20 protein-coding genes and 1 pseudogene are annotated in these 23298 nt (G+C 65.9%); 8 read left to right on the top strand and 13 right to left on the bottom strand.

Annotation, left to right across the window (positions count from 1 at the left end; all coding sequences use genetic code 11):
- Both H0W65_RS06065 and H0W65_RS06060 read left to right on the top strand, forming a co-directional pair.
- A pseudogene (locus tag H0W65_RS06065) lies at window positions 1-490 on the top strand (SAM-dependent methyltransferase); the annotation flags it as partial.
- Window positions 491-564: 74 nt separating this feature from the next.
- Window positions 565-747, top strand: coding sequence for a Flp family type IVb pilin (locus tag H0W65_RS06060; protein ID WP_294005236.1), 183 nt, complete (start codon window positions 565-567; stop codon window positions 745-747).
- A gap of 8 nt (window positions 748-755) precedes the next feature.
- Here the strand turns inward: H0W65_RS06060 and H0W65_RS06055 are convergent, their stop codons facing one another.
- The 5 genes from H0W65_RS06055 to H0W65_RS06035 form a co-directional block, all read right to left on the bottom strand.
- Entirely contained in the window at window positions 756-2222 is a 1467-nt protein-coding gene (locus tag H0W65_RS06055; protein ID WP_294005233.1) for a M48 family metalloprotease, read from the bottom strand.
- A gap of 75 nt (window positions 2223-2297) precedes the next feature.
- Complete coding sequence (locus H0W65_RS06050; protein ID WP_294005241.1) at window positions 2298-3239, bottom strand: acetyl-CoA carboxylase carboxyltransferase subunit alpha; 942 nt, start codon at window positions 3237-3239, stop codon at window positions 2298-2300.
- 34 nt (window positions 3240-3273) lie between these two features.
- Window positions 3274-4158, bottom strand: coding sequence for a tyrosine recombinase (locus H0W65_RS06045; protein ID WP_294005230.1), 885 nt, complete (start codon window positions 4156-4158; stop codon window positions 3274-3276).
- Window positions 4155-5954, bottom strand: coding sequence for a hypothetical protein (locus H0W65_RS06040; RefSeq protein WP_294005227.1), 1800 nt, complete (start codon window positions 5952-5954; stop codon window positions 4155-4157). Before H0W65_RS06040 ends, H0W65_RS06045 begins: the two co-directional genes overlap by 4 nt.
- Complete coding sequence (locus tag H0W65_RS06035; RefSeq protein ID WP_294005224.1) at window positions 5938-6063, bottom strand: hypothetical protein; 126 nt, start codon at window positions 6061-6063, stop codon at window positions 5938-5940. The genes H0W65_RS06040 and H0W65_RS06035 overlap by 17 nt, the downstream gene beginning before the upstream one ends.
- A 100-nt stretch (window positions 6064-6163) precedes the next feature.
- On the opposite strand from H0W65_RS06035, the gene H0W65_RS06030 reads away from it, so the two are divergent.
- Together H0W65_RS06030 and aroB are read left to right on the top strand one after the other, a co-directional pair.
- Window positions 6164-6706, top strand: coding sequence for a shikimate kinase (locus H0W65_RS06030; RefSeq protein WP_294005221.1), 543 nt, complete (start codon window positions 6164-6166; stop codon window positions 6704-6706).
- Window positions 6703-7767 carry a 3-dehydroquinate synthase gene (gene aroB / locus H0W65_RS06025; RefSeq protein ID WP_294005218.1) on the top strand — a complete coding sequence of 355 codons (1065 nt, stop codon included), beginning with the start codon at window positions 6703-6705 and terminating at the stop codon, window positions 7765-7767. The genes H0W65_RS06030 and aroB overlap by 4 nt, the downstream gene beginning before the upstream one ends.
- Here the strand turns inward: aroB and H0W65_RS06020 are convergent.
- From H0W65_RS06020 to H0W65_RS05995, 6 genes are all read right to left on the bottom strand, one after another.
- On the bottom strand, window positions 7764-9551 hold the full coding sequence (locus H0W65_RS06020) for a cation:proton antiporter (protein ID WP_294005215.1): 1788 nt from the start codon (window positions 9549-9551) through the stop codon (window positions 7764-7766). The genes aroB and H0W65_RS06020 overlap by 4 nt on opposite strands.
- Entirely contained in the window at window positions 9548-9967 is a 420-nt protein-coding gene (locus H0W65_RS06015; protein WP_294005212.1) for an iron-sulfur cluster assembly scaffold protein, read from the bottom strand. Before H0W65_RS06015 ends, H0W65_RS06020 begins: the two co-directional genes overlap by 4 nt.
- Window positions 9968-10091: 124 nt before the next feature.
- Window positions 10092-11483 (bottom strand): cysteine--tRNA ligase, encoded by a 1392-nt coding sequence (gene cysS, locus H0W65_RS06010; RefSeq protein ID WP_294005209.1) that lies wholly within the window; start codon window positions 11481-11483, stop codon window positions 10092-10094.
- Window positions 11480-11989 (bottom strand): CvpA family protein, encoded by a 510-nt coding sequence (locus H0W65_RS06005; protein ID WP_294005207.1) that lies wholly within the window; start codon window positions 11987-11989, stop codon window positions 11480-11482. The genes cysS and H0W65_RS06005 overlap by 4 nt, the downstream gene beginning before the upstream one ends.
- Before the next feature lie 42 nt (window positions 11990-12031).
- Window positions 12032-13396 carry a DNA repair protein RadA gene (gene radA, locus H0W65_RS06000; protein ID WP_294005204.1) on the bottom strand — a complete coding sequence of 455 codons (1365 nt, stop codon included), beginning with the start codon at window positions 13394-13396 and terminating at the stop codon, window positions 12032-12034.
- 67 nt (window positions 13397-13463) lie between these two features.
- Entirely contained in the window at window positions 13464-14210 is a 747-nt protein-coding gene (locus tag H0W65_RS05995; protein WP_294005239.1) for a bifunctional 2-polyprenyl-6-hydroxyphenol methylase/3-demethylubiquinol 3-O-methyltransferase UbiG, read from the bottom strand.
- 185 nt (window positions 14211-14395) lie between these two features.
- Between H0W65_RS05995 and H0W65_RS05990 the strand changes: the two genes are divergently transcribed.
- Window positions 14396-14698 carry an alpha/beta hydrolase gene (locus tag H0W65_RS05990; RefSeq protein ID WP_294005201.1) on the top strand — a complete coding sequence of 101 codons (303 nt, stop codon included), beginning with the start codon at window positions 14396-14398 and terminating at the stop codon, window positions 14696-14698.
- Here H0W65_RS05990 and H0W65_RS05985 read toward each other — a convergent pair.
- Window positions 14695-16443: a DUF885 domain-containing protein gene (locus H0W65_RS05985; RefSeq protein WP_294005199.1), complete on the bottom strand. Its 1749-nt coding sequence runs from the start codon at window positions 16441-16443 to the stop codon at window positions 14695-14697. The genes H0W65_RS05990 and H0W65_RS05985 overlap by 4 nt on opposite strands.
- Before the next feature lie 106 nt (window positions 16444-16549).
- On the opposite strand from H0W65_RS05985, the gene H0W65_RS05980 reads away from it, so the two are divergent.
- The 3 genes from H0W65_RS05980 (at window position 16550) to H0W65_RS05970 (ending at window position 21504) form a co-directional block, all read left to right on the top strand.
- Window positions 16550-17821 carry an MFS transporter gene (locus H0W65_RS05980; RefSeq protein ID WP_294005196.1) on the top strand — a complete coding sequence of 424 codons (1272 nt, stop codon included), beginning with the start codon at window positions 16550-16552 and terminating at the stop codon, window positions 17819-17821.
- Window positions 17818-18747, top strand: a complete 930-nt coding sequence (gene cysK / locus H0W65_RS05975) for a cysteine synthase A (protein ID WP_294005193.1) — start codon at window positions 17818-17820, stop codon at window positions 18745-18747. The genes H0W65_RS05980 and cysK overlap by 4 nt, the downstream gene beginning before the upstream one ends.
- Before the next feature lie 78 nt (window positions 18748-18825).
- Entirely contained in the window at window positions 18826-21504 is a 2679-nt protein-coding gene (locus tag H0W65_RS05970; RefSeq protein ID WP_294005189.1) for an EAL domain-containing protein, read from the top strand.
- On the opposite strand, the gene H0W65_RS05965 is transcribed toward H0W65_RS05970, so the two are convergent.
- Entirely contained in the window at window positions 21501-23297 is a 1797-nt protein-coding gene (locus H0W65_RS05965; RefSeq protein ID WP_294005187.1) for an acyl-CoA dehydrogenase C-terminal domain-containing protein, read from the bottom strand. The genes H0W65_RS05970 and H0W65_RS05965 overlap by 4 nt on opposite strands.
- Window position 23298: the final 1 nt, after the last annotated feature.

The following is a 23298-nucleotide window of genomic DNA, read 5'->3' as shown; positions in this document are numbered from 1 at the left end:
CCTGTGCCTGGCGGTCGGCACGCTCGACACGGTCAACGACCTGCCGCTCGCCCTGCAGCTGATCCGCCGCTCGCTGCGGCCCGATGCCCCTATTTTTGGCGCCCTGGCCGGAGGCAACAGCCTGGCAGCCCTGCGCGCGGCGCTAATCGCGGCCGACCGGCCGGGAGGCCGCATCGCGATGCGCACCCATCCGCGGATCGAGGCGAGAGCCCTGGCCGGGCTGCTATCGGCTACCGGATTCGCGATGCCCGTGGTCGATGTCGACCGAGTCCGTCTCACCTACGCGCGGCTCGCCGATCTGGTCCGGGACTTGCGTGCGGTGGCCGCGACGGGGCAGCTGGTCGAGCGTCCGCCACCCCTGTCCCGATCCGCATTCAATCGAGCGGCGGCCAGCTTCTCCGGCCTGGGCGACGGCGGAAGAACCGAGGAAGTGATCGAAATTCTCCACTTCCTCGCCTGGTCCCCCGCAATCCGGCAAGCGCCAAATTAACTCGTTCGGCCCATCAATTCTTAACGGCTTTGCCCGTAATCCGGCAAGGTGGACCAGACCAGAAGGAGGGTGGCGTGGACGCTCCCCGGACCAACGGTCGCAAGCTTCGCTCGGACAAGCGCGGCGCGACCGTGATTGAATATGGGTTGATCGCCGCGCTGATCATCGTCGCCATCATGGGCGCGCTGGCCGCGCTCGGCGGCGGTTCCGGTGGAATGTGGGGCAAGCTTGACACGAAGATCGACGACTCAATGTAATCGTCGGTTCAGCCGCCCCGAGATCCGTAGACGACCAGCTTGACTTTCTGCCCGGGCGCCAGGCGGCTACCGGTCGTCAGCCCGTTGAGCACCAGGAAACGATCCAGCTTATAGTCGCGATACGCCATTCGGTTCGCCAGTGACTGGATCGTGTCGGCCCTGCCTACCGTCACCACGTCGATGACCTTGGGCCGGATTGCCGAGGCCTCGGCGGTGGTGATTCGGCGCAGCGAATTGACCATCGTAGCGAACGGCGCCAGACCCTGCCCCGCCTGGGTCAGCGCGACGAAATGGTAGGCGGTCTTGGCATCCCACTGATAGGCGAACACGCTGACGTCCACTGCCCCCGACGAGGTGTTGGCGCGCCCGGTGACGTAGGTCGCGGGGAGGCCGTTGACGTTGGTCTGTTGCAGCGGGCCGAGCGCGATCTGCGCCTGGCCGCCGGTCAGTTGCTGCAGCACTTGCCCGATATAGGTCTGGATATTGCCGTCGAACCGCCCCCCGGAAAATTGCGCCTGCCCGGCAGATCCTTCGATCGACACTGCGCTGCTGCTGTTCTGCATCAGATAGCCGGTCGGGACTATAAATTGCAGGCGCAGGTCGGGGTGAGTGAAGGTCCGGCCGTCGATCACGCCCTGGGCCGGGTCGTCGTCCATCATCACGCCGTCGAGTTGCGCGAGGAAGGCGTCCCGGTTGCGAAGCCCGCTGCCGGCGCGCCCGGTTTGACGAGCGGCCTGCGACGCCTGGGTGACGCGGTTTTGACTGAGCGGGTGGGTGCTCGCCCATTCCGGGGCCGAGCGGTTTGTGTCCCCTTGGACCCGCGCCTCCAGCGCCGACTCGCGGGTCAGTTGGGTCAGCATGCTGGCGCCCGCGTTGGGGTCATAACCCGCCTGCGAAATATAGCGGATGCCCAGCACGTCGGCCTGATATTCCTGATTGCGCGAGAAGCTTAGCGTGCGAAGCTTGGAGAATTGCTGCGCGCTTTGAGCGATGACGTTGCCGAACGCATTATTGCCAACCACTGCGCCGAGCACGGCACCGAGCACGCCCAGGATTGAATTATTCTGCGACGCCGCCTTCCTCGCCTGCGCGTGATTGGCGGCGATGTGACCGGTTTCGTGTCCGACGACGAATGCCAGCTCGGCCTCGTCGTTCATGATGCCCATCAGCTGTCGGGTGATGTAGACATAGCCGCCGGGCACCGCGAACGCATTCTCGACCGCGCTGTTGAGGGTCGTGAAACGATAGACCTGTCCCGCGTTGGCGGTTCCGGAAAAGGCGGCGACGCGCCGCCCGACGCCTTCAACATAAGCCGCGCGCGGGCCGGTCTCCGCACCGCCGAACTCGGCGACGATTTCAGGGTGCTGCTTGGCCGCTTCCTGAACATCGCGCGGACTAAGCGACTGGGCCTGCTGAGCGTCGGCGGACGTGATGACCAGGGCGCTCGACGCCAGTAGGGCCAGGGGGAAACGCATGCTCTTCACCATTCACTCTCCCGGATTACGTGTCGATGAACGGGACAAGCGCGGCGATGTTCCGTGGACGCAGGCCTAACCGATGGCGAGGAATTTGGCCCTGCGCTGTTCGAGCAGCTGGCGCCGATCAAGCCTAGAAAGCCCGTCCAACTCTTCGACTACCGCCCCTTTAAGACTGGCGATCGCAGCGGTCGGATCGCGGTGTGCGCCGCCAAGCGGTTCGGGCACGATCCGGTCGACCACGCCGAGCGAGTTGAGATCGGCGGCGGTAATCTTCATGGCCTCTGCGGCCTCGCCGGCCTTGTCCGCCGTGCGCCACAGGATTGAGGCGCAGCCTTCGGGCGAAATCACCGAATAGACTGCATGTTCAAGCATCAGCACGCGATTGGCGGCGGCAATCGCCACCGCGCCGCCCGATCCGCCTTCGCCCACCACTGCGGCGATCAGCGGCACGCCGAGCTCAAGGCAAGTTTCGGTCGACCGAGCGATAGCTTCCGCCTGCCCGCGCTCCTCAGCCTGGACACCGGGAAAGGCCCCCGACGTATCGACCAGGCTGACCACCGGCAGGCCGAAGCGGTCGGCGAGGCGCATCAGGCGGGTCGCCTTGCGATAGCCCTCGGGCTTGGCCATGCCGAAATTATGCTTGAGGCGGCTGGCCGTATCGTCGCCCTTTTCATGACCGATTAGCATCACCCGACGGCCGTCTATCCGCGCCAGCCCGCCGATGATTGCGGGGTCATCGGCAAAGGCGCGGTCGCCGGACAGCGGCATGAAATCCTCGGTCAGGCCGGCGACATAATGGTTGAAATGCGGACGCTCGGGATGGCGCGCGACCAGCGTCTTCTGCCACGGCGTCAGCCGGGCATAGGTCTCGCGCAGCAGCTTGGCCGACTTGGCCTCCAGCTTCGACACTTCGCTGTCGATGTCGATTTCGCCCGCGCTTGCCGTCGCGCGTAGTTCGCTGATGCGCGTGTCCAGCGCGGCGATCGGTTTTTCAAATTCGAGATAGGTCAGCATTGGCGGCGCGGGGTAAGCGGCGGGGTCGGACTCGTCAACGAGGATCGGTCGCCAGCGGATGGCGAGCGTTGACCAGCTCGACCAGCCGCGCGGCATCGACATGGGTATAGATCTGGGTGGTGGCGATGTCGGCATGACCGAGCAACGTCTGCAGCACGCGCAAGTCGGCCCCGCCCGCCAGGAGGTGGGTGGCAAAGGCGTGGCGCAGCACGTGCGGGCTGACCCGGTCGGGTGCGATCCCCGCTTCGCCGGCCATGGCCCTCACCAGCTGGAACAGGCGTACCCGGCTCAAGTGCGCCTTGCCCGACGGGAACAGCCATGCGCTCGACGGCGGAACATGCACGGTCCATTGGGCGACCGCCTCGGTGGCCCGGGCCGACACCGGCACCAGCCGCTCCTTGTCGCCCTTGCCGCGTAGCATCAGGAACGGCTGGCCCGGTCGCACCGCGCGGCGGGGCAACGATACCAGCTCGGTCGCGCGCAACCCGGAGCCGTAGAGCAGTTCGATCAACGCGAGGTTGCGCACGGCCAGCGGTTCGCCGCTTGCCGCCTTGTCCTCGACGGCCGCGAAGATTGCCTCGACCTCGTCGGCGTCGAGGATGCGCGGCAACGGACGCTGCAGGCTGGGCCGCGGCAGCGCCCCGGACGGATCGTCGGGGCGCAGCGCCTCGTCGAACAGAAAGCCGTAGAAGCGGCGCAGCGCCGCCGAACGGCGGGCGACGGTCGAGGGCGCGAGTTCGGACCAGGCCGCGCCTAGGCGGCTGAGATCGTCGCTCGCCGCCGTTTCAAGCGAGGTGAGCGTCTGGGCCGCGGCGTCGAGGTCGCGACGATAGGCGAGAAGGGTGTTGCGCGATGCGCCCGCTTCGGCCGCCAACATTTCGCAGAACCGGTCGACCAGCGCCCGATCTTCGGGCTTCACGTGCGCGCCAGTGCCTCGGCGGCAATCATCCGCGCCAGGTAATCCTGGCCGGTGCCGCGCATCGCGTTGACCGAGTGGAACAGATAGAGCGCGCCAACTTCGTCGAATTGGCGGCCTTGCAGACCGCTCGCCGCCAGCACGGTGGCGGTGCCCGCCTGACGGCGCTGCATCGCCCCGTCGATCAGCCGGGTCCAACTGGTCTGCGCGCCGAGCCCAAGCTTGTAGGTCGCGCTCAGCCGACCGGCGGTCCGCGAATCGATCCGCCCCAGCCCCGCCAGGCCGGCAACGAGCAGCGCGGTGCGCTGCTTCCCCTTGCTAACATCGTTGTCGGCGAAATCCTCGATCCGGCTGGCGCTGATTCCGAGGTCGGCGACGTCGGGCGCGCCCAGCGCCAGCATTGCCCAGACCTTGTCGTTGGCCGGATCGTCGAACTCACCGACGACGCGTGCCCAGCGGCCCGCCTCGCGGTCGAAACCGCCGGCAAGCAGTGCGGCCACCAACTCGGGCGCATCTGCCTCAAGATCGGCGCTCGGCACGATCCGCCGCGCCGGGCGTGCCAAGAGGACGTTGGCCGCAACCCGATCGAACGGTGACTTTGCCTTGCCCCACAAACGGCGCATGGCCGCCAGCCGTGCGTCCTGATCCTTGCCGATGAACGCGAGCCGAAGTTGCCAGCCATCGCTTTGGCCGAGCGCGTCGGGATCGGTTGCGTCATAGTGGGCGGCGTAAAGGTCGATCAGCGCCTCGCTCGAAAAGACGCCGAGCGCCGCGGCAATCCGCGCGGCGGGCAAACGCTGCGTCGCCGAAAACATCGGCGCGCGGGCGAACCAGGCCTGGGTCTGCAGGCTGGCCGAGGTCATCAGCCGCTCGGGCGGCATCATCGCGGTCGCAGTCGAAAGGCCGTAGCGCCAGGCGTTCAGGCGATCGACCGGTTCCCACTCGATGGTCACCGCGCGCGCCGTCGCGGCGCCTGCCCCGACAACCTTGTCGGCCAGCGTCAAATCGATCCCGCCGAGCCGGCCGCGGCGGCGAGTGGCTTCAATGTCGGCGGCGGCGCGCTCGGCTTCGCCCGACAGCGAGGCGCAAATCGCAGTGACCAAAGGCGCGACGCGCGGTTCGACCTTGGACAGTGACGTTTCGAGCGGGCACATTGCCGACGGGTCACTGCTGGCCAGCGCCGATTGCAGCGCGACCTGGCTCATATTGCCGGTGTAGCGGTCGCTGTCGACCGCCGCGACGAGTAGCCGCGCGGCATCGGCTTCGCCCATCCTGAGCAGCAACCACGTGCGCTCAGCGGCCCAGTCGATCGGATTGACACCGAAGGGCGCCGGGGCCTGGGCCAGCAGCGCGTTGCGCAGGGCGATGTGAGCCCACCGCGAGGCGAGCGGCGTGTCCATGCGCCGCATGAGGATGCCGAGCGATTGGCCGCTCGCCTGGCCCCAAGGCAGCGCGCCAAGACGCAGCGCGACCGGATCGAGGGTTCCGGCGAGGCCTGGATCGCGCCGCGAGAAGGCAGGAAATTCGACCTGGGGCACCGGCTCGGCAACCTCCAGCGCCTCGGCCGGAGAAAGTGTGTCGACCACCTCGACCCCGGCCCCTTCGCTTGGGCCGGTGATTGGCGTCGGTGCTGCGGGCGATGGCGTTGGCGTCGGCGTTGGCGCCGGCGTCGCAGGGGTCGGGTCGCCGAAGCCCGGCGGTAGGATCGATTCGGGTCGGTCCTGCGCGATTGCCGGCAGCGACAAAGCTATCGCCAGCGCCGCGCCGCCCGCCAGAAGCTGCCTAGTTCGCCGCTGCATTACCGGTCACATTGGTCTCGATCGTCTTGACCGGCACTTCGCCGGTGCTGCGCGACAGCAGGACCAGGCCACCGATCAACAGGAGGAGGATGACGAACAATAATATCATGCCTCGCATGGCGGCTCCGGGTTGGATGGTGGATTGGAAAGGCTTTTGCCCGACCTTGCGCCCTTATGTATAGCCCCGGCCAAATGAATAACCGCGTCACGTGCAAAAACTGACCGACCTTCTCGACCGGCCGATCGTGCTCGTCGGCCTGATGGGCGCGGGCAAGTCGACCGTTGGCCGACGCCTTGCCCGCCGGCTCGGCCTGCCGTTCGTCGACAGCGACATTGCCATCGAGGAAGCGTCGGGCGCATCTACCGCCGACCTGTTCGAGCGTTTTGGCGAAGTTGATTTCCGCGATGGCGAGCGGCGGCTGGTAGCGCGGCTGGTCGAAGGCGATGTGCGGGTCATCGCCACGGGCGGCGGCGCGTTTGTCGACCCGCGCACGCGAATGTTGCTGAACGAGCGTGCGATCACCGTCTGGCTCGATGCGCCGATCGACGTGCTGGCCGAGCGCACCGGGCGGCGCGACAACCGCCCGCTGCTCAAGACGGGCGATCGCGCCGCGACGCTGGCCCGCCTCGACGGCGAGAGACGAGCCTTCTACGCCGAAGCGCAGATTCATGTGCGCACCAGGGCCGATGGCGCGCACGGCGATGTCGTGGAGGCGATCGTCGCGGAGCTTCGCAAGCGTTTGGCGGCATGACGGTCGTTAGAGTCGAAACTCCGCCACGCGGTTATGATGTGTTGATCGGGCCGGTCGAGGCCGGGATCGAACGCGTAGCCGGGCTTGGCGGGCGGGCGGTCATGGTCAGCGAGCCGCGCGTCTTCGCGCTTCACGGCGACCGTCTTGCCACCGCACTCGGAACCGCGCCGATCCTGTTGCCCGAGGGCGAGGCGGCCAAGGACTGGGCGACACTTCACCGGTTGATGGAGCAGCTTGCCGAGCGCAACGTCGGCCGCGACACGCCGATCGTCGCGCTGGGCGGCGGCGCCGTCGGCGATGTCGCAGGGCTCGCCGCCGCGCTGTTTAAGCGCGGCTGCCCGATAGTCCATATCCCGACCACGCTCCTTTCACAGGCAGACAGCGCAATCGGCGGCAAGACCGCGATCGATGCGTTCGGCGAAAAAAACCTGATCGGCGCATTCCACCAGCCGGCGTTGGTGATCGTCGATCCCGCACTGCTTGACACGCTCGACCCGCGCCAGCTCAGGTCGGGCTATGCCGAGGTCGTCAAATATGGGCTGATTGACGATCCCGCCTTCTTCGCATGGTGCGAAGCGGAGGGGCGCGGGGTGCTCGCCGGGCATTGTGACCTGCGCAACCATGCCATTGAAACCGCGATTCGGGCCAAGGCGCGAATCGTTGCCGCCGACGTCGAAGATCGGAACGGCCAGCGCGCGCTGCTCAACCTCGGTCATAGCTTCGGACATGCCATCGAAAGCGAGGCCGGGATCGGCGCGCTGCTCCATGGCGAGGCGGTGGCGCTTGGCATGGCGCTCGCGTTCCGCCTGTCGGCCGAGCTCGGCCATTGCCCGGCTACCGACGCGGCACGGGTCGTCAGCCACCTTGGTACGATGGGCCTTCCGACTCAGCTCGGCGAGGTTGGCCTGTCGGGGCGAGGCGGGCGGCTGATTGAGTGGATGGCGCGCGATAAGAAGAACGCCAGCGGCCAACTCGTGCTGGTGCTGGCCCATGGCGTCGGCCGTGCGTTCGTCGACCGGTCGGTGGATCGAGCGCGCCTGGCGGCGTACCTCGACCGCTAGGCCTCGCCGGAAAGCGCGTTGTCGGGGCCGAACGCCCTCTCCTGTCCTGCGTGCAAGTCCCCGGTCGCGCGTTGCCGTTCGAGCCGGTCGCAGTCGCGCAGCCGATATTCCCCCTCGACCCGATCGATCTCGGCCGTTTCGACGCCAACGGCCTTCAATGCTGCGCGGCCCATCGTCACCGCGCTTTCGAACATCTCGCGCTGAGCGAAGGCAAGGTCGAGGCTCTTCAGAGAGATGAGGTGGCGCCGGTCATAAGCGCGGACCAGCACGGCCGCCTGCGGAAAGGCATCGAGCACTCGGCCGAGCGCCTCGCGGCTCAGCGCGTCGTCCTTGTTGTCGTTGCAGAACAGGATCGCCCTTGCGGTCTCCGCCCCCGCGAGTCGCAGTAAGTCGAGCCGCATCCCGTCGCCATAATAGACTTTGGTTCCGAACTCCCCGGCGGTCTCGATCATCTCGGCTTCGAAGTCGATCAGCGTGACGCCGACGCCCTTGGCCATCAGCATCTGAGCGACGGTCTGTCCGAAGCGGCCGTAACCGACAACGATCACGCTGGTCTCGGGCGATTTATCCGGCCCGTCGAGACCATCACCGCCGCGCTCGTCGCGTCGCTCGAGCCAGTCGGTGAACCGCATCAGGAACGGGGTCGAGGCCATCGACAGAGTCACTACCGCGCCAAACAGCGACGTCGCTTCGGGCGTGATCAATTGCGCCGCGTTCGCCTGAGCAAACAGGACGAACCCAAACTCGCCGGCCTGGCTGAGCAATAGCCCGAGCCTGACGCTGCGCGGCCAGCTGTTGCCGAAGCTGCGAGCGAGTCCGGCGATGATCAGCCCCTTAACAACGATCACCGCGAGCGCGATTCCGATCACGAACAGCGGCCGTTGGGCGATCGTGCCGAGATCGAGCATCATGCCGACCGAAAGGAAGAACAGGCCGAGCAGGATCGATCGGAACGGCTCGACATCGCTCTCCAGCTCATGCCGGTAGGGCGATTCGGCCAGCATCACGCCCGCCACGAATGCTCCCAGAGCGACCGACAGGCCGAGCACATGCATCAGCGCCGAGGCGGCAACCACGGTGAACAGCCCGGCGACGACGAACAACTCGCGCTCGCCGAGCCGGCCGATCAGCCGGAACAGCGGGTTGAAAACCAGCCTGCCCGCCAGCACCAGCCCACCAACGGCGCCGATCGTGTAGAGCGCCAGCGTCACCCCGCCCGGCGCGCTCGGGTCGGGCGGCACCCGCGACATAGCGGCGACGATGGTGATCAACGGGACGATCGACAGGTCCTGGAACAGCAGGATCGAGAAAGCGCGCTCGCCCTGCGGCGAATTCAGGTCGCCGTCCGATCGCAGCATCGGCAGCACCTGCGCGGTCGACGACAGGCCGAGTGGCAGGCCGATCGCCAGCGCGGCCTCAGGGGTGATGCCGAGCGCCAACTGGATGAAGATGCTGAGCGCTAGCCCGCACAGCACGACCTGCGCCAGGCCAAGCCCGAAAATATCCTTGCGTAATCGCCACAGCCGGCTCGGCTGAAGCTCAAGCCCGACGATGAACAGCAGCAGCGCGATGCCGAACTCGGTAAAGCTGGCCATGTCGTCGGGATTGGCAATGAGCCCGAGCAGTTGCGGCCCGATGATCGCGCCGCCGACGATGTACCCCAGCGTCGCGCCGAGCTTGAGCTTGCGGAACAGCATGACCGAAACCAGCCCGGTGCCGAGCATGATCGCCGCGCCTTCGAGCAGAGCGCTGGTCGCCTCGGCGGTCTCCGCGGCGGAGGTCATGCCGCAGCTTCGATCGCGGCGAGCAGCGCATGGAACGGGAGCAGGATCGCGCCGTGCCGGCCCATCCGCGACCGCGCCGGTTCTAGCGCGGCAAGGCCAGGCCAGGCGGTCACCGCCGTATCGTCGCCACCGAGCCATGCCTGAACGCCCCAAACGGCGATGCGCGCTTCCCCCGCGTCCTTACCGATAGCGTGGGCGCCCATCAGGGAGGCGGAGGCCTGGCCGAACGCACAGGCTTCGACGGCCTGGGACAACGAAGCGACGCGGCCTGCCGCATCAAGTTCAACGGCCGCCCGCACCCTGCTTCCGCACGTCGGCGACCGCCGCTCGACCCCGTCCACTTCCTCGAACCGCACCAAGAACGGGATCGCCGAAGCCAAGCGCAGGATGTCGCGAGTATAAAGCGGTGCGCTCATGGACGTCATATAGAAGCCCCTCCCCTCGATGGGGAGGGGTTGGGGTGGGGTGATGTTCTACGAAGTGCGGCACGGGCGGAAGCCTCACCCCCACCCAACCCTCCCCCATCAAGGGGGAGGGCTTTCACGCCCGCCGCCAAGTCGTTCCCGACGGTCCGTCTTCAAGCAGCACGCCTTCGGCCTTGAGCTCGTCGCGGATCCGGTCCGCGGTCGCGAAGTCGCGGTTGCTTTTGGCCGCGACGCGATCGGCAATTCTCTGATCAATCAATAGCTCATCGAGGACGTCCTCGAAGGTCGCGAGATACGCCTTGCCAACTTCGATGCCGATCAGGCGCAAACTTGAATCCAGCGCGCGAGCCGCATCGGCCCTCGCGATTGCGGATTGGCCATGTGTTGCTTCGTCGGCCAACCGGTGAATAGCCTTAAAGAATTCCGCTACATTAAGGTCATCACGCAGCCCATCGATAGCCGACGCATCCGCCGAGGAAGGATGAGCAACCGCCTCGTTCGCTTCGTGATTGTTACCGAACGCGTCACCGAATCTGCGCTTCCAAACTTCGAACGACTGAGCTGAGCTGGAAATGCGCCCGGCGGTCCATGGCAGCGGGGAGCGATAATGCGCGCTAAGGAGCGCCAGCCGAAGCACTTCGCCTTTATGCCCCGCCCCGAGCAACTGATCGATCGTCACGACATTGCCCAGGCTCTTCGACATTTTCTCCGCGCCCATGTCGACGAAGCCGTTGTGGACCCAGTAGTTGGCCAGCGGCTTGCCGCCATGCGCGCAGCGGCTTTGCGCGATTTCATTCTCATGGTGCGGAAAGATCAGGTCGAGGCCGCCGCCGTGAATGTCGATCGTCTCGCCCAGATGGGCGCGGATCATTGCCGAGCATTCGATGTGCCAGCCGGGGCGACCCCGCCCCCACGGGCTGTCCCAACCGATCACGCCGCGCTCGCTCGGCTTCCACAGCACGAAGTCTGCGGGATCGCGCTTGTACGGCGCGACCTCCACGCGAGCCCCGGCGATCATCGCCTCGCGGTCGCGGCGGCTTAACGCGCCATAGTCCGCGTCCGACGCGACCGAGAAGAGGACATGCCCCTCGGCCTCATAGGCATGATTTTTGGCGATCAGCTCGCCGATCATCGCCACCATCGCGGGGATTTCCTCGGTGGCGTGCGGCGCGATCGTCGGCGGGACGACGCCCAGCGCGCCCATGTCTTCGAGGTAGAAGCGCTCGTAGCGCTCGGTGATTACCGACGGGTCGACGCCTTCCTCGGCGGCCGAGGCGATAATCTTGTCATCAACGTCGGTAACGTTGCGGGCGTAGATTACCTCGCAGTCCGGAAATTGATGCTCGAGCAAGCGCCGGAGCGTGTCGAACACCACCGCCGGGCGGGCATTGCCGATGTGCGCTCGGCCATAGACCGTCGGTCCGCAGACATACATGGTGATGCGCTTGTGGTCGGCCGGGACGAACTCGCGCTTCTCCCGCGCCATCGTGTCGTAGAGGCGGATCACAGGGCGACCCCGGGATGCCGCCGTGTCTCGACCCAGTCGACCACCGCGCGCCCGGCGGCGTTGAGCAGCGGATAGGTGCGGCTGCTGGTCATCCATTCGGGCCGGTCGGCGTCGGTGCCGTAGACCATGTCGGTGGCAAGATTGGCGATCAGGAAGAACAGGGTCGCGCCGATCAGCCCCTTGAGCATTCCGAAACCGCCGCCGAGTAGCCGGTCGATCGGCCCCAGCACCGATCGCCGCGCCTTGCCGCCGACCGCACGGGCGAACAGCTTGACCCCGATGTAAGTCGGCAGAAACAGCAATGCGAAGGCCACCGCCGAAGCGCCAGTCTCGGTCCCGACCGGGCCGGCCAGCCGCTCTTGCAGCGGCGCGTGGAACAGCTTCAAGACCGCGATACCCGCGACCCAGGCGAGCAGAGCCAGCACTTCATGGGTGAACCCGCGCACGAACCCGACCAGCGCGGCGCCGCCGAGCAGCAGGATAACGAAGATGTCGAGCGCGGTCATGGTGGGCTTCGGCTAGCGTCCCGTTAGGTCCCGCGCCAGCCCTTAGCGGCCGAGCAGCTGGTCGACCAGTTCACCAAGCCGAGCAAATCGGGTCAGCGCTATGCCGCCGGGGCCTTCGCTTCCCGCCGGTACCCAACCGCGCTCGAAGCCGAGCTTGGACGATTCCTTGAGCCTCAGCGCGGCATGCGCGACTGGGCGCACTTCGCCCGACAGCGCGATCTCGCCCATGATCACCGCTTCCTGCGGCACTGGTCGCTCGGCAAGCGCCGACACCAGCGCCGCGGCCACCGCCAAGTCGGCCGCCGGATCGGTCAGACGGTAGCCGCCGGCGACATTGAGATAAACTTCCGCCGTGGCGAAGCTCAGCCCGCATCGCGCTTCGAGCACCGCCAATATCATCGCCAACCGCCCCGAGTCCCAGCCGACCGCCGCTCGCCGCGGCGTCGCCCCGCTCGCCAGCCGCACGACCAGCGCCTGTATCTCGACCAGCACCGGTCGCGTTCCTTCCAGCGCCGGGAACACGCTGGTCCCGCTGACCGCCTCGCCGCGTTGCGTGAGGAACAGCACCGACGGGTTGGGCACCTGCTTGAGGCCAGCGCCTTCCATCGCAAAAACGCCGATCTCGTCGGTCCCGCCGAAGCGATTCTTGGCGGCGCGGAGGATACGATACTGGTGGCTGCGCTCGCCCTCGAAGCCGAGCACCGTGTCGACCATATGCTCGAGCACGCGCGGGCCGGCGATGGTCCCGTCCTTGGTGACATGGCCGACCAGGATCACCGCGGTGCCGCGTTCCTTGGCAAAGCGCACCAGCTCCTGCGCCGAGGCGCGGACCTGGCTGACGGTGCCGGGCGCGCCCTCGATCAGGTCGCTGTGCATCGTCTGGATCGAATCGATTACCAGCAGCGCCGGCGGCTCGCCGCTGCCGATGGTGGTCAAGATGTCGCGCACCGAGGTCGCGGCCGCCAGCCGCACCGGCGCCCCGCCCAGCCCCAGACGGATCGCGCGCAACCGGACCTGGTCGGCCGCTTCCTCGCCCGAAACATAGACCACCTGCCGCCCCTCGCTCGCCAGCGTCGCCGCGACCTGGAGCAGCAGGGTCGATTTGCCGATGCCCGGATCGCCGCCGAGCAGCAACGCCGATCCAGGGACGATTCCGCCGCCAACCGCGCGGTCGAACTCATCGATCCCGCTGCGCAGCCGGTCGGGCAGCGCCACCGCCGCGTTCAAGCCGACCAGCTCGATCGCCCGACCCCCGCCCTGCAAATTGTGCTTCGCCGAAAAGACCGTCGCCGCCGCGCCCTCCTGGACCAGCGTGTTCCATTCGGCGCAATCGGGGCATTGGCCCTGCCAGCGGTGCTGCTCCGACCCGCAGGCCTGGCACACGTATCGGGATTTCAGTTTTGCCATCGCGGATAAAGCTCTATCCGGCGAAGGCGCTGGTGGAAAGCGCAGCACGGCCGACGCGCGAGCTTCTCTATTTGGTCATTACGACGATCGCACTGAACCGATCCGACGGACGGAAGGCAGCATCGAGCACCCATTTCGCGCGCCATCGGCCCGCCTTGCTGTAGCGGGGCGGAATTGGCTGGCGATATAAGATATCCAGCAGCGCGTCCTGCATCGGGTAGATGCGGCTCTTTTTAAAGCCGATGTCCTTGCCGTGGCCAATGATGAGGTGCGGCGGCATGTCGCGTTCCGACACACCGTATAGCTCCATCGCCTCGATCGACCCGGGTGCGATCGAATGACCTTCGCCAGGCTCGTGGGTGATAACCACGCCACCGGGCTTCAACGCCCGATAGGCGCTTGCCAGCGCGGCGCGCTCGTCGTCGGCGTGATGAAGGCAATCGAAGAACACCACCGCGTCGAACTCTTCATGAGCGTCGGTTTCCTCATAATCGCGACACACGAACGACAGCCGTTCATCGACATATTGCTGCGCCTGATTCTGCCTGGCGAGATCGATCATGTCCTGACTGATATCCTGCCCTACCACTTCATAGCCGCGCTTGGCGAAGAAGATGCTGGTCCAGGCGCCGCCGCACCCCATGTCGAGGATCCGTCCCGGCGGTTCGGGGAGGAGCGTCATAATCGTCCCGATCGACGCCAGGTTCGAACCGCATCCGGGATCTTCGAATGGCTTGGCCAGGACATGGTCCTTGCCGGCCTCTCCGATGGCCGCGAGATAATTTTGTTCGGCTAGCTTCGACAAATGACACACTTCATGACAGACGCAGAACCCGCGCCGGACGCGCTCCCTAATGCGAAGCGTAACACCGCTCAAGCGCCGGCCCCGATCGATGGTCCGGCGACGGAGCGATTTGCCGGGCGGTCCTTGGCGATTTCCAGCGCCAGGCGTTGTTGGCCGGCCTTCGCCCGACACTTGGCGCTGCTCAGGCGTTTGCGATGACCGATTTCCGGCCCGACCTCGCCAGCTTCAACGTACCGACGTTGGTCATCTACGGCACCGCCGACAAGACGGTCCCGATCGACGCCACCGGCCGCGAGTCCGCCAAAGCGATCGAGGGCGCCAGGCTGATCGAATATGACGGCTCGGCCCACCGCTTGTTCGCGACCGACAAGGAACGACTGATCAAGGACGTCAGCGAATTCCTTACCGCGAATGTCACCAGCGGCAGCGAACAACGCAGCGCCATCCCGATGCCGCAACTAGTCAGACCCGCTTGGACCAGTGTTAGCCGTTCTTAGAACACCGCCTTTGCTTCGCCGCCCAGCATCTGCTGGCGGACCAGTGGGATCGGCGGGCCGCCGTAGCTCAGGAACTGGTCGTGGAAGCCTTTCCACGCCTTCTCCCCACCACGCGTCGCGACCCAGTCGTCGCGAAGCTTGCGGATCATCAGCTTGCCCATGGTGTAGTTGAGATAGGCCGGGTCGTAAGTGCCGCGCGCCGCCTGCTGTTTGGCGTTACCCTCGTCCTGGAAACATTGATCGCGGAACATGGTGTAGCTTTGATCCTGGGTCATCGTCCCCGAATGCATGCCGATCGCGCTCAAAAAGCGGCAATCGCGCAGTAGGGCATTGGACAATTGCCCGATCATTGTCTCGTCGGTACCGCCGCCGACGCCCTTCACGCGCATCATCTCCTCGGTGTAATGCGCCCACCCTTCGGCGAAGGCGTAGCCGACGAACACCCGCCCGAACAGAAACGGCGAGCGGTTGGCGTGGAGGAAATTGAGGAAGTGGCCCGGCCACACTTCATGGGCCGAAGTGAACAACAAATCGGCCTTGCCCGGCACGAACCCGTCTTGCACCGCCTTGGTCCAGGTCGGATCCGGCGGGGCGATGTAATAGACCGACGGCAGGTTCTTCTCATACGGCCCGGGGATGTTGATGTAGGCAAAATTCTGCCGGTTGTAGGGCGGCGCTTCCTCGACCTTGGCCTCTTCGGTTCCGGGGATGGTGACGATGTCCTTGTCGGCAACGAATTGCTTGAGCTCCGCCAACTGCAATCGGGCCGCGGCGACCGCGCCGCCCGCCGGCTTGTTGATGTTCATCTTGTCGACGCAGGCCGGGATAGTGGCGCCAGCCGCAAACCGGCCGCACGCCGCGCGGAGCAGATCCTGGTTGGACTTCAAATCCGCTTGCCCGATCCGTTGCAGCTCGGCGATCGGCGTGTCGACCAATTCGGTATCGTGGAGCATCTGCTGGAACTTGGCCGCCCCGAGCGCGAAGTTGGTCCCGGCGCCGGCGCGCTGCGATTCGGCCCAGTCGGCCAGCCCCTTCATCGCCGCCGCCGCCTCGGTCGAGGCGGATTTGAGGTCGGCCTGCTCGACGTCCGACCCGACTCCGGCGAACGCCTTCAGCCCGTCGCCCGGGTAATATTCGGCATATCCGCCGAACGCGCTCTTGGCATAGTTGACGAAGCTCAACGGCATCGGCGAGCGGATGTTGGCGCGGATGGCCTGCGCCGCGCCGGGGATCGCCTTCAGATAGGCGGTATAGGCCTTCATCCGGACCGGCGGCGGGGCGTAAGGCACCACGACATAGACCGACGGGTCGAGCGAATTGGCATAATAGGCGGGGTTGGTGTGAGGCTGATCGGCGGTGTCCATCCAGAACAGCGCGCCGCGCGCCTGCGCGATCAGATAGTCGCGTTCGAACCGCTCGGTCTTCCCCAACTTGTCGTCAGTGAACTTGCCCGCAGCGTCGATCGCGCCGCGTAGCCGCATCTTTTCGACGTCGATCCCGGCCTGGCTCCAGTCGGGCAGCTTGCCGTCGAATTCATGCCGCCCGGAGACCGCGCCGAACTGCGGAGCGGCCTTGAAAGTGGTGTCGATGTAGCTGTTGACGAACGATTTCCACTCGGACGACGCGGGCCCGGCGGCTTCAGCGGCCTGGCCATTGTCCGGCGCGGTCGAAACCTTGCATCCCGCAAGTGCCGCGGCGGTAAGCGCAACGGCCGCGGCCGCCAGCAAAAATCCCGATTTATTCATGCTCAATCACTCCCGTCGAGCGGCCCCGCCGACACCGTCGTGACGACGGCAACCAGCAAATTCCGCATTGTTGCGCCGTAGGAAACGCGCCGCTACCGCGCGCTCCATGGCCCTGATCCCCGACCCGCTGCGCATCCCCGCCTTTCGGTCCTACTGGGTCGCGCGGCTGGCCGCCACCATCGCGCAGATGGCGATGGTCATCGTCATCGGCTGGCAGGTCTACGACATCGCCCGCCAAACGATGGACGTCAATGCCGCCGCGCTGCGCCTCGGCCTAATCGGCGTGGTCCAGTTCGTGCCCCTGTTCTGCCTCAGTCTGGTCGCCGGCTGGGTCGCCGATCATGTCGACCGGCGCTTCGTCGCGCGGGCCGCCGTCGCGCTGGAACTGGCCTGCGCCGCGACGCTGGCCGTCATCGCCTGGCAGGGCGCGATGAGCCTTGGCTGGCTGTACGCCATCGCCGCCCTGCTCGGGGTAGCCCGCGCCTTCGCCGGACCGGCGCTCGGCGCGCTCGCGCCCAACCTCGTGCCCCGCGCGATCCTGCCCAACGCGATCGCGCTGTCGTCGATCGCCTGGCAATCGGGCACCGTAGTGGGCCCCGCGATCGGCGGTTATCTTTATGCCGCCGGCCCCGCCCTGCCCTACGTCGGCAGCACATTGTTGTTCGCCATCTCACTGATCGGCCTGCTGCGCATCGGCCCGGTTGATCGCCCCGCGCCGTCGACCGCAAGCCCCTGGACTCAAGTCGGCGAGGGCTTGCGCTATGTTCGTCACAACCGCCTCGTCCTCGGCGCAATCAGCCTCGATCTGTTCGCGGTCCTCCTCGGCGGCGCGACCGCGATGCTGCCGATCTTCGCGCGCGATATTCTTCACGCCGGGCCTGAGGGCCTCGGCCACCTCCGCGCCGCCCCCGCGCTGGGCGCGACGCTGACCGCGGCCTGGTTCGCGTTCCGACCGCTCAAGACCAACGTCGGGGTCAAGATGCTGATCGCCGTCGCGGTGTTCGGCGCGGCGACGATTGTCTTCGGCCTGTCTCGCAACATGACCCTAAGCCTTGCCTGCCTGGCGCTGCTCGGAGCCGCCGACATGCTGTCGGTCTATGTCCGCCAATCGCTGATCCAGCTCTACACGCCCGATGCGATGCGCGGGCGGGTCGGCGCCGTCTCGACGCTGTTCATCTCCGCCTCCAACGAGTTGGGCGAGGCCGAAAGCGGGTTCCTCGCCGCGCTGGTGGGGCCGGTAATCGCCGTCGTCGGCGGCGGAATCGGCGCCATTGCTGTAGTCGCCATCTGGGCTTGGAAATTCCCGCAATTGCGCCTTGCAACCAGCTTCGACGCCCCCGATGTAGATGCCCCGCGCGCAAAGGAGACCCCCGCATGAAGGCCGCGACCATCCTCGAGACCATCGGCAACACGCCGCACATCCGCCTAAACCGCTTGTTCGGAGACAAGGCCGAAGTGTGGGTTAAGTCAGAGCGTTCCAACCCGGGCGCCTCGATCAAGGACCGCATCGCGCTCGCCATGGTCGAGGACGCGGAAAAATCGGGCGCGCTCAAGCCCGGCGGGACGATTATCGAGCCGACCAGCGGCAATACCGGCATCGGCCTGGCAATGGTCGCCGCGGTCAAGGGCTACCCGCTCATTCTCGTGATGCCCGACAGCATGTCGATCGAGCGCCGGCGGCTAATGCTCGCCTATGGCGCTAAATTCGACCTGACCGATCGCGCGAAGGGAATGAAAGGCGCGGTCGAGCGGGCCGAGGAACTGGTCGCCCAAACCCCGGGCAGCTGGATGCCCCAGCAATTCGACAATCTCGCCAACGTCGAGGTTCATCGCCGGACCACCGCTCAGGAAGTGCTGGCCGACTTCGCCGACCGCCCGCTCGACGCGCTGATCACCGGGGTCGGCACCGGCGGTCACATCACCGCGCTCGCCCAAGTCCTGAAGAAGGAATGGCCGGATTTCAAAGTGTTCGCGGTCGAGCCGGCGCTTTCGCCGATTCTCAACGGCGGCAAGCCCGGCCCGCACCCGATCCAGGGCCTGGGGGCCAATTTCATCCCCTCGATCCTCGATCGGGAGGCGCTCGACGGCGTGATCGACGTCGATGCTGACGAAGCCAAGGAAATGGCGCGGCGGGCGGCGCGAGAAGAGGGCATGCTGATCGGCATCTCGTCCGGAGCGGCCTTAGCTGGGATCGCCAAGAAACTGCCTGAACTCGGTCCGAAACCGCGAATTTTAACCTTCAACTATGATTCGGGCGAGCGCTATTTATCCGTGCCCGACTTCCTGCCCGGGGAAGATGCTTAACGGGCGGCACACGCTGTTCGTTTGATCCTCCGTTAATCCTTTGAGGTTAATCCCTCGCCGAAGGGAGCATCGGAGATAATGCGTAGGGCGAGGTTTGCCGTCTCATTCGAAGAGGGGATCAACGACAAGGCGTCGATCAATGACGCGCTGACGTTCGACCTCAGAACCCCCGAAAACGACGACGACGAGAATCTGGCGTCAACGCGCATTGCCATTTTCGACCATGCGCCGGCGCTGCTCGGCGCGACCCATCTCGTGTGGGGCCTGGCCTGCGCGCTGCTCCATCCTACTGCGGCCGCGGTCCCAAGCCTGGCCAATCCGCTCCTGCCGGTCGCGATCGTGCTGCTGCTCGACTCGATTGTCTTCGTCGCGATGCGCTATCGCGAGAAATTCGGCATCTCGCCGCGCACGGTGTCCTTGGCGCTATGTGCATATATCGGGATCAGCGGCGCGCTATGGATGGGCTTCGGGTTGGCACTGAACTCGAATCAGCACCTGGCCGACGCGAGCTTTATCGCCCTGGCGTTCGGCGCCGGCCTAAGCGCGGCCACGATCGTCTCGATCTCGTCGCCGCCGGTGGCCATCATCAATGCCTTGGTGGCGATGACCGGTGCGCTCGCCGTGTCGCGCGCGCCCCAGGTCCTGGCGGGCATCGCTTTCCTTGCGCTGATCAACATCGCCTATTCGGTCGCCAGCGCGCGCACCGTCATCGCCAACAGTCGGATGCGGCTGCGGTTGGAGGCGCAGGCGCGCAAGGCGTTGCAGTTCGTCGACGAGTTCGAGAACAGTGGCCGCGGCTGGTTCTGGGAAACCAATTCGCAAAGCACGCTTTCCTATGTGTCGCAGCAATTGGCTGACGACTTCAAGGTCGAGGCCGAGGAGTTGCTGGGCCGCCAGTTCACCGACCTGCTGTCCGTCGACAACGCGACCGACAACCTCCGCGAGGAGCGGACCCTCGGCTTCCACTTGTCGGCCCGCTTCCCGTTCAGTGACGTTGTCGTCCGCGCGGCGAGCGACGAGGACATCCACTGGTCGTTGTCGGGCAATCCGCTGTTCGACCAGCAGGGCCGCTTCCTGGGTTTTCGCGGCATCGGCACCGATCTGACCGAGCAGCGTCGCTCCGAACAGGAAATCAGCCGGCTAGCGCGCTTTGACTCGCTGACCGGGCTGCCCAACCGAGCGCTGATGCGCAAGACGTTAGAAGAGGCCCTGCGAAACGCGTCAAGCCGGCAGAAAGGCTGCACGCTGTTCCTGATCGATCTCGACCGATTCAAGAACGTCAACGATACGCTTGGCCACCCGGTCGGCGATGCGTTACTGCGCCAGGTCGGACAACGGCTGATCAGCGTGATGGGCGACCATGGCCAGGTCGGACGGCTGGGCGGCGACGAGTTCAAGGCGGTGCTTCCGGGCGCGGTCGAAACCGGGCTGCTGGAAAGCCTCGCCCGGACGCTGATCGAGCAGGTCTCGCGGCCCTACATGATCGAGGGGCACCGCGTGGTGATCGGTGCATCGGTCGGCATCGCCATCGGCGATCCGGGCCGCGCCTGCGCCGACAGTTTGATCCGCAACGCCGATCTCGCGCTTTATGCTGCCAAGGCCGACGGTCGCGGCAAGCATTGCTTCTACGAAGCGTCGATGCATAGCGAAGCATCCGACCGCCAAGTGCTCGAAAACGACCTCCGCCAGGCACTCGATCGCGGCGAACTATGGGTCGCCTATCAACCGATCGTCCGCGCCGCGAGTGAGGAAATCAGCGGGTTCGAGGCGCTGGTGCGGTGGAACCATCCAGTTCGCGGCGCCATCTCGCCCGAGAAATTCATCCCGCTCGCCGAGGAATGCGGCATGATCGGCAAGATCGGGCTGTTCGTCCTCCAGCAGGCACTGGCCGAGGCGAGTCATTGGCCCGAACTGGTACGGATCGCGGTCAACCTGTCCCCGATCCAGTTCAACGATCCGCACATCGTCGATACAATCTCAGCAGCGCTGACCGAATCCGGGGTGACGCCGGTCCGGCTTGAACTCGAGATTACCGAGGGCGTATTCCTGGTCGACAGCGATGCCACCGACGGTACATTCGCCCGCCTTAAGGCGCTGGGCGTCCGCCTGGCGCTCGATGATTTCGGGACCGGCTACTCGTCGCTTGGCTACCTCAAGAAGGCGCCATTCGACAAGATCAAGATCGACCAAAGCTTCGTCCGCGGCGCGGCATCGCAGACCAAGCGCAACGGTGCGATCATCCGCGCAATCGTCACGCTGGCCGAGAGCCTGGACATGGATACGACCGCCGAGGGCGTCGAAACGCACGATGATTTAGCCCTCATCCGGGAGCTTGGGGTGAGCCAGGTCCAAGGCTATATCTTCGGCCGGCCGACCAATGCCGAGGCGGCGCGCGAACTCGCCAACAGCGTGACGGTTGAAGCCGATGGGTTCCAATGCGTTCGCGAACCGCGCCACCGCCTGATGCGCCGCGCCGTCGCCGCAATCGACGGGCAGGTCGTCGAGATTAAACTGCGCAACATTTCTGCCCAAGGTGCTCTGGTCGAGTGCGCGCAACCGCTTAGCCCCGGCACCAGCATGGCGATCGATATCGTCGGAGTCGGCCCGGTGGTCGGCAAGGTTGTGTGGGCCCAACCCGGCAAGGTCGGCCTGCGCTTCGACGATCAGTTCGACCTGTCGCGGCTCGCGGCCAAGCAACGCCGGGCCAACGACGTAACGATGCTCCGCCCATGGTACGTCGAGAAAGCGGCCAGTTAGAAAGCCTCTACCGGCAACGCCATCAGGCTTTCCGCCCCGGCCTCGACCTTGCGCCTGAGGGTCGGCGCCGCGACCAGTTCCCGCTCCGCGAAATAGCGCGCGGTAATCAGCTTGGCCCCGTGGAAGGCCTTGTCCTCTCCGGCCTGATCCTTGAGCCGCGCCGAAACGCCAGCCATCTTGAGCCACATCCACCCCAGGGCGACGAGCCCCATCAGCTGCATGTAGGCGTAGGCGCCAGCCCCGGCATTGTTCGGATCGGCCATGCCATTTTGCGCCAGCCACATGGTCGCGGCCTGCAAGTCCTGAACGGCTTTATCTAGGGGCTCGGCGAGTCCGCCGGGATCGCCGGCAGCGCGAGCTTCGGCAATGTCACGGCCGAGCAATTCGAAGAAGGCGCGGGCCGCGCGGCCGCCGTCCTTGCCGAGCTTGCGCCCGACGAGATCCATCGCCTGGACGCCGTTGGTGCCTTCGTAAATCTGGGCGATGCGGGCATCACGCACGAACTGCTCCATGCCCCACTCGCGGATATAGCCGTGGCCGCCAAATACCTGCTGGGCATTGACCGCTACCTCGAAGCCGCGGTCGGTTAGATAGCCCTTGATCACCGGGGTCAGTAGAGAGATGAGATCGTCGGCGGCGATCCGCTCCTCCTCGGTCTGTGCCTTGCGCGACAGGTCGACCTGCAACGCACCCCATAGCACGAACGCCCGCGCCGCCTCGTTGAAGGCCTTGCCTTCCATCAGCATGCGGCGGACGTCGGGATGGGCGAACAAATTGTCGGCTTTTGCGTCGGGATCCCGATCCTCGGGCTTGAGCGCCCGGCCCTGCCGGCGATCCTTCGCGTAGGCGACCGCATTCTGGTAGGCGACCTCGCCCTGTGCCAGCCCCTGAAGTCCGACGCCCAGTCGCGCCGCGTTCATCATGATGAACATCGCGGCCAGCCCCTTCTCGGCCTCGCCGACCAGCCAGCCCTTGGCGCCATCATAATTCATGACGCAGGTCGAATTGCCGTGGATACCCATCTTATGTTCGATCGACCCACAGCTAACGCCATTGCGCTCGCCCAGCGACCCGTCGTCGTTGACCAGGAACTTGGGCACCACGAACAGGGAGATGCCTTTGACGTTGTCGGGCGCGCCCACGATCTTGGCGAGGACCAGGTGAATGATGTTCTCGGCGAGGTCATGCTCGCCCGAGGAGATGAAGATTTTGGTTCCCGTAACCGCGTAGCTTCCATCGGCCTGGGGCTCGGCCTTGGTCTTGAGCAGGCCGAGGTCGGTGCCGCAGTGCGGCTCGGTCAGGTTCATCGTCCCCGTCCAGGTACCAGCGACCATCTTCGGCACGTAGGTGCGCTTTTGCTCCTCGGTCCCCTTGACCAGCAGCGAAGCGATCGCACCCGCGGTCAGGCCCTGGTACATTTCGAAGCTGTGGTTGGCCGACAAAATATATTCGGTAACCGCGGTCGCCAGCACCTGGGGGAGGCCCTGCCCGCCATATTCCTCGGGCACGCTGAGCGTGGTCCAGCCGCCTTCGCAGAACTGGCGATAGGCCTGCTTGAACCCGGTCGGCGTGGTCACCGACCCGTCGTCGTGGAGGGTGCAGCCTTCCTCATCGCCGACCCGGTTGAGCGGCGCCAGCACCTCGGCGGCAAAGCGGCCACCTTCCTCCAGGATTGCCTCGACGATGTCGCTGGACGCGTTGGCAAAGGCCGGAAGATTGTCGAACCGGCCGAGCTCGACGATATGATCGAGGACATATTTCGTCTCGCGGACGGGGGCGGTGTAGACGGGCATG

Source organism: Sphingomonas sp. (assembly GCF_013816785.1).
Taxonomy (GTDB): Bacteria; Pseudomonadota; Alphaproteobacteria; order Sphingomonadales; family Sphingomonadaceae; genus Sphingomicrobium.
The sequence above is the reverse complement of the archived record's forward strand: the minus strand, read 5'-3'. Positions and strand labels throughout refer to the sequence as shown.

Bases quoted from the DNA above. Each gene is read 5' to 3' on its own strand.
- aroB (WP_294005218.1), top strand. From the start codon at position 6,703: ATGACGGTCGTTAGAGTCGAAACTCCGCCACGCGGTTATGATGTGTTG.
- H0W65_RS05970 (WP_294005189.1), top strand. From the start codon at position 18,826: ATGCGTAGGGCGAGGTTTGCCGTCTCATTCGAAGAGGGGATCAACGAC.
- H0W65_RS06050 (WP_294005241.1), bottom strand. From the start codon at position 3,239: ATGCTGACCTATCTCGAATTTGAAAAACCGATCGCCGCGCTGGACACG.
- H0W65_RS06040 (WP_294005227.1), bottom strand. From the start codon at position 5,954: ATGCAGCGGCGAACTAGGCAGCTTCTGGCGGGCGGCGCGGCGCTGGCG.
- H0W65_RS06055 (WP_294005233.1), bottom strand. From the start codon at position 2,222: ATGCGTTTCCCCCTGGCCCTACTGGCGTCGAGCGCCCTGGTCATCACG.
- H0W65_RS06035 (WP_294005224.1), bottom strand. From the start codon at position 6,063: ATGATATTATTGTTCGTCATCCTCCTCCTGTTGATCGGTGGCCTGGTC.
- H0W65_RS05965 (WP_294005187.1), bottom strand. From the start codon at position 23,297: ATGCCCGTCTACACCGCCCCCGTCCGCGAGACGAAATATGTCCTCGAT.
- H0W65_RS05980 (WP_294005196.1), top strand. From the start codon at position 16,550: ATGGCCCTGATCCCCGACCCGCTGCGCATCCCCGCCTTTCGGTCCTAC.
- H0W65_RS06015 (WP_294005212.1), bottom strand. From the start codon at position 9,967: ATGAGCGCACCGCTTTATACTCGCGACATCCTGCGCTTGGCTTCGGCG.
- radA (WP_294005204.1), bottom strand. From the start codon at position 13,396: ATGGCAAAACTGAAATCCCGATACGTGTGCCAGGCCTGCGGGTCGGAG.
- H0W65_RS06005 (WP_294005207.1), bottom strand. From the start codon at position 11,989: ATGACCGCGCTCGACATCTTCGTTATCCTGCTGCTCGGCGGCGCCGCG.
- H0W65_RS06020 (WP_294005215.1), bottom strand. From the start codon at position 9,551: ATGACCTCCGCCGCGGAGACCGCCGAGGCGACCAGCGCTCTGCTCGAA.
- H0W65_RS05990 (WP_294005201.1), top strand. From the start codon at position 14,396: ATGACCGATTTCCGGCCCGACCTCGCCAGCTTCAACGTACCGACGTTG.
- H0W65_RS05985 (WP_294005199.1), bottom strand. From the start codon at position 16,443: ATGAATAAATCGGGATTTTTGCTGGCGGCCGCGGCCGTTGCGCTTACC.
- cysK (WP_294005193.1), top strand. From the start codon at position 17,818: ATGAAGGCCGCGACCATCCTCGAGACCATCGGCAACACGCCGCACATC.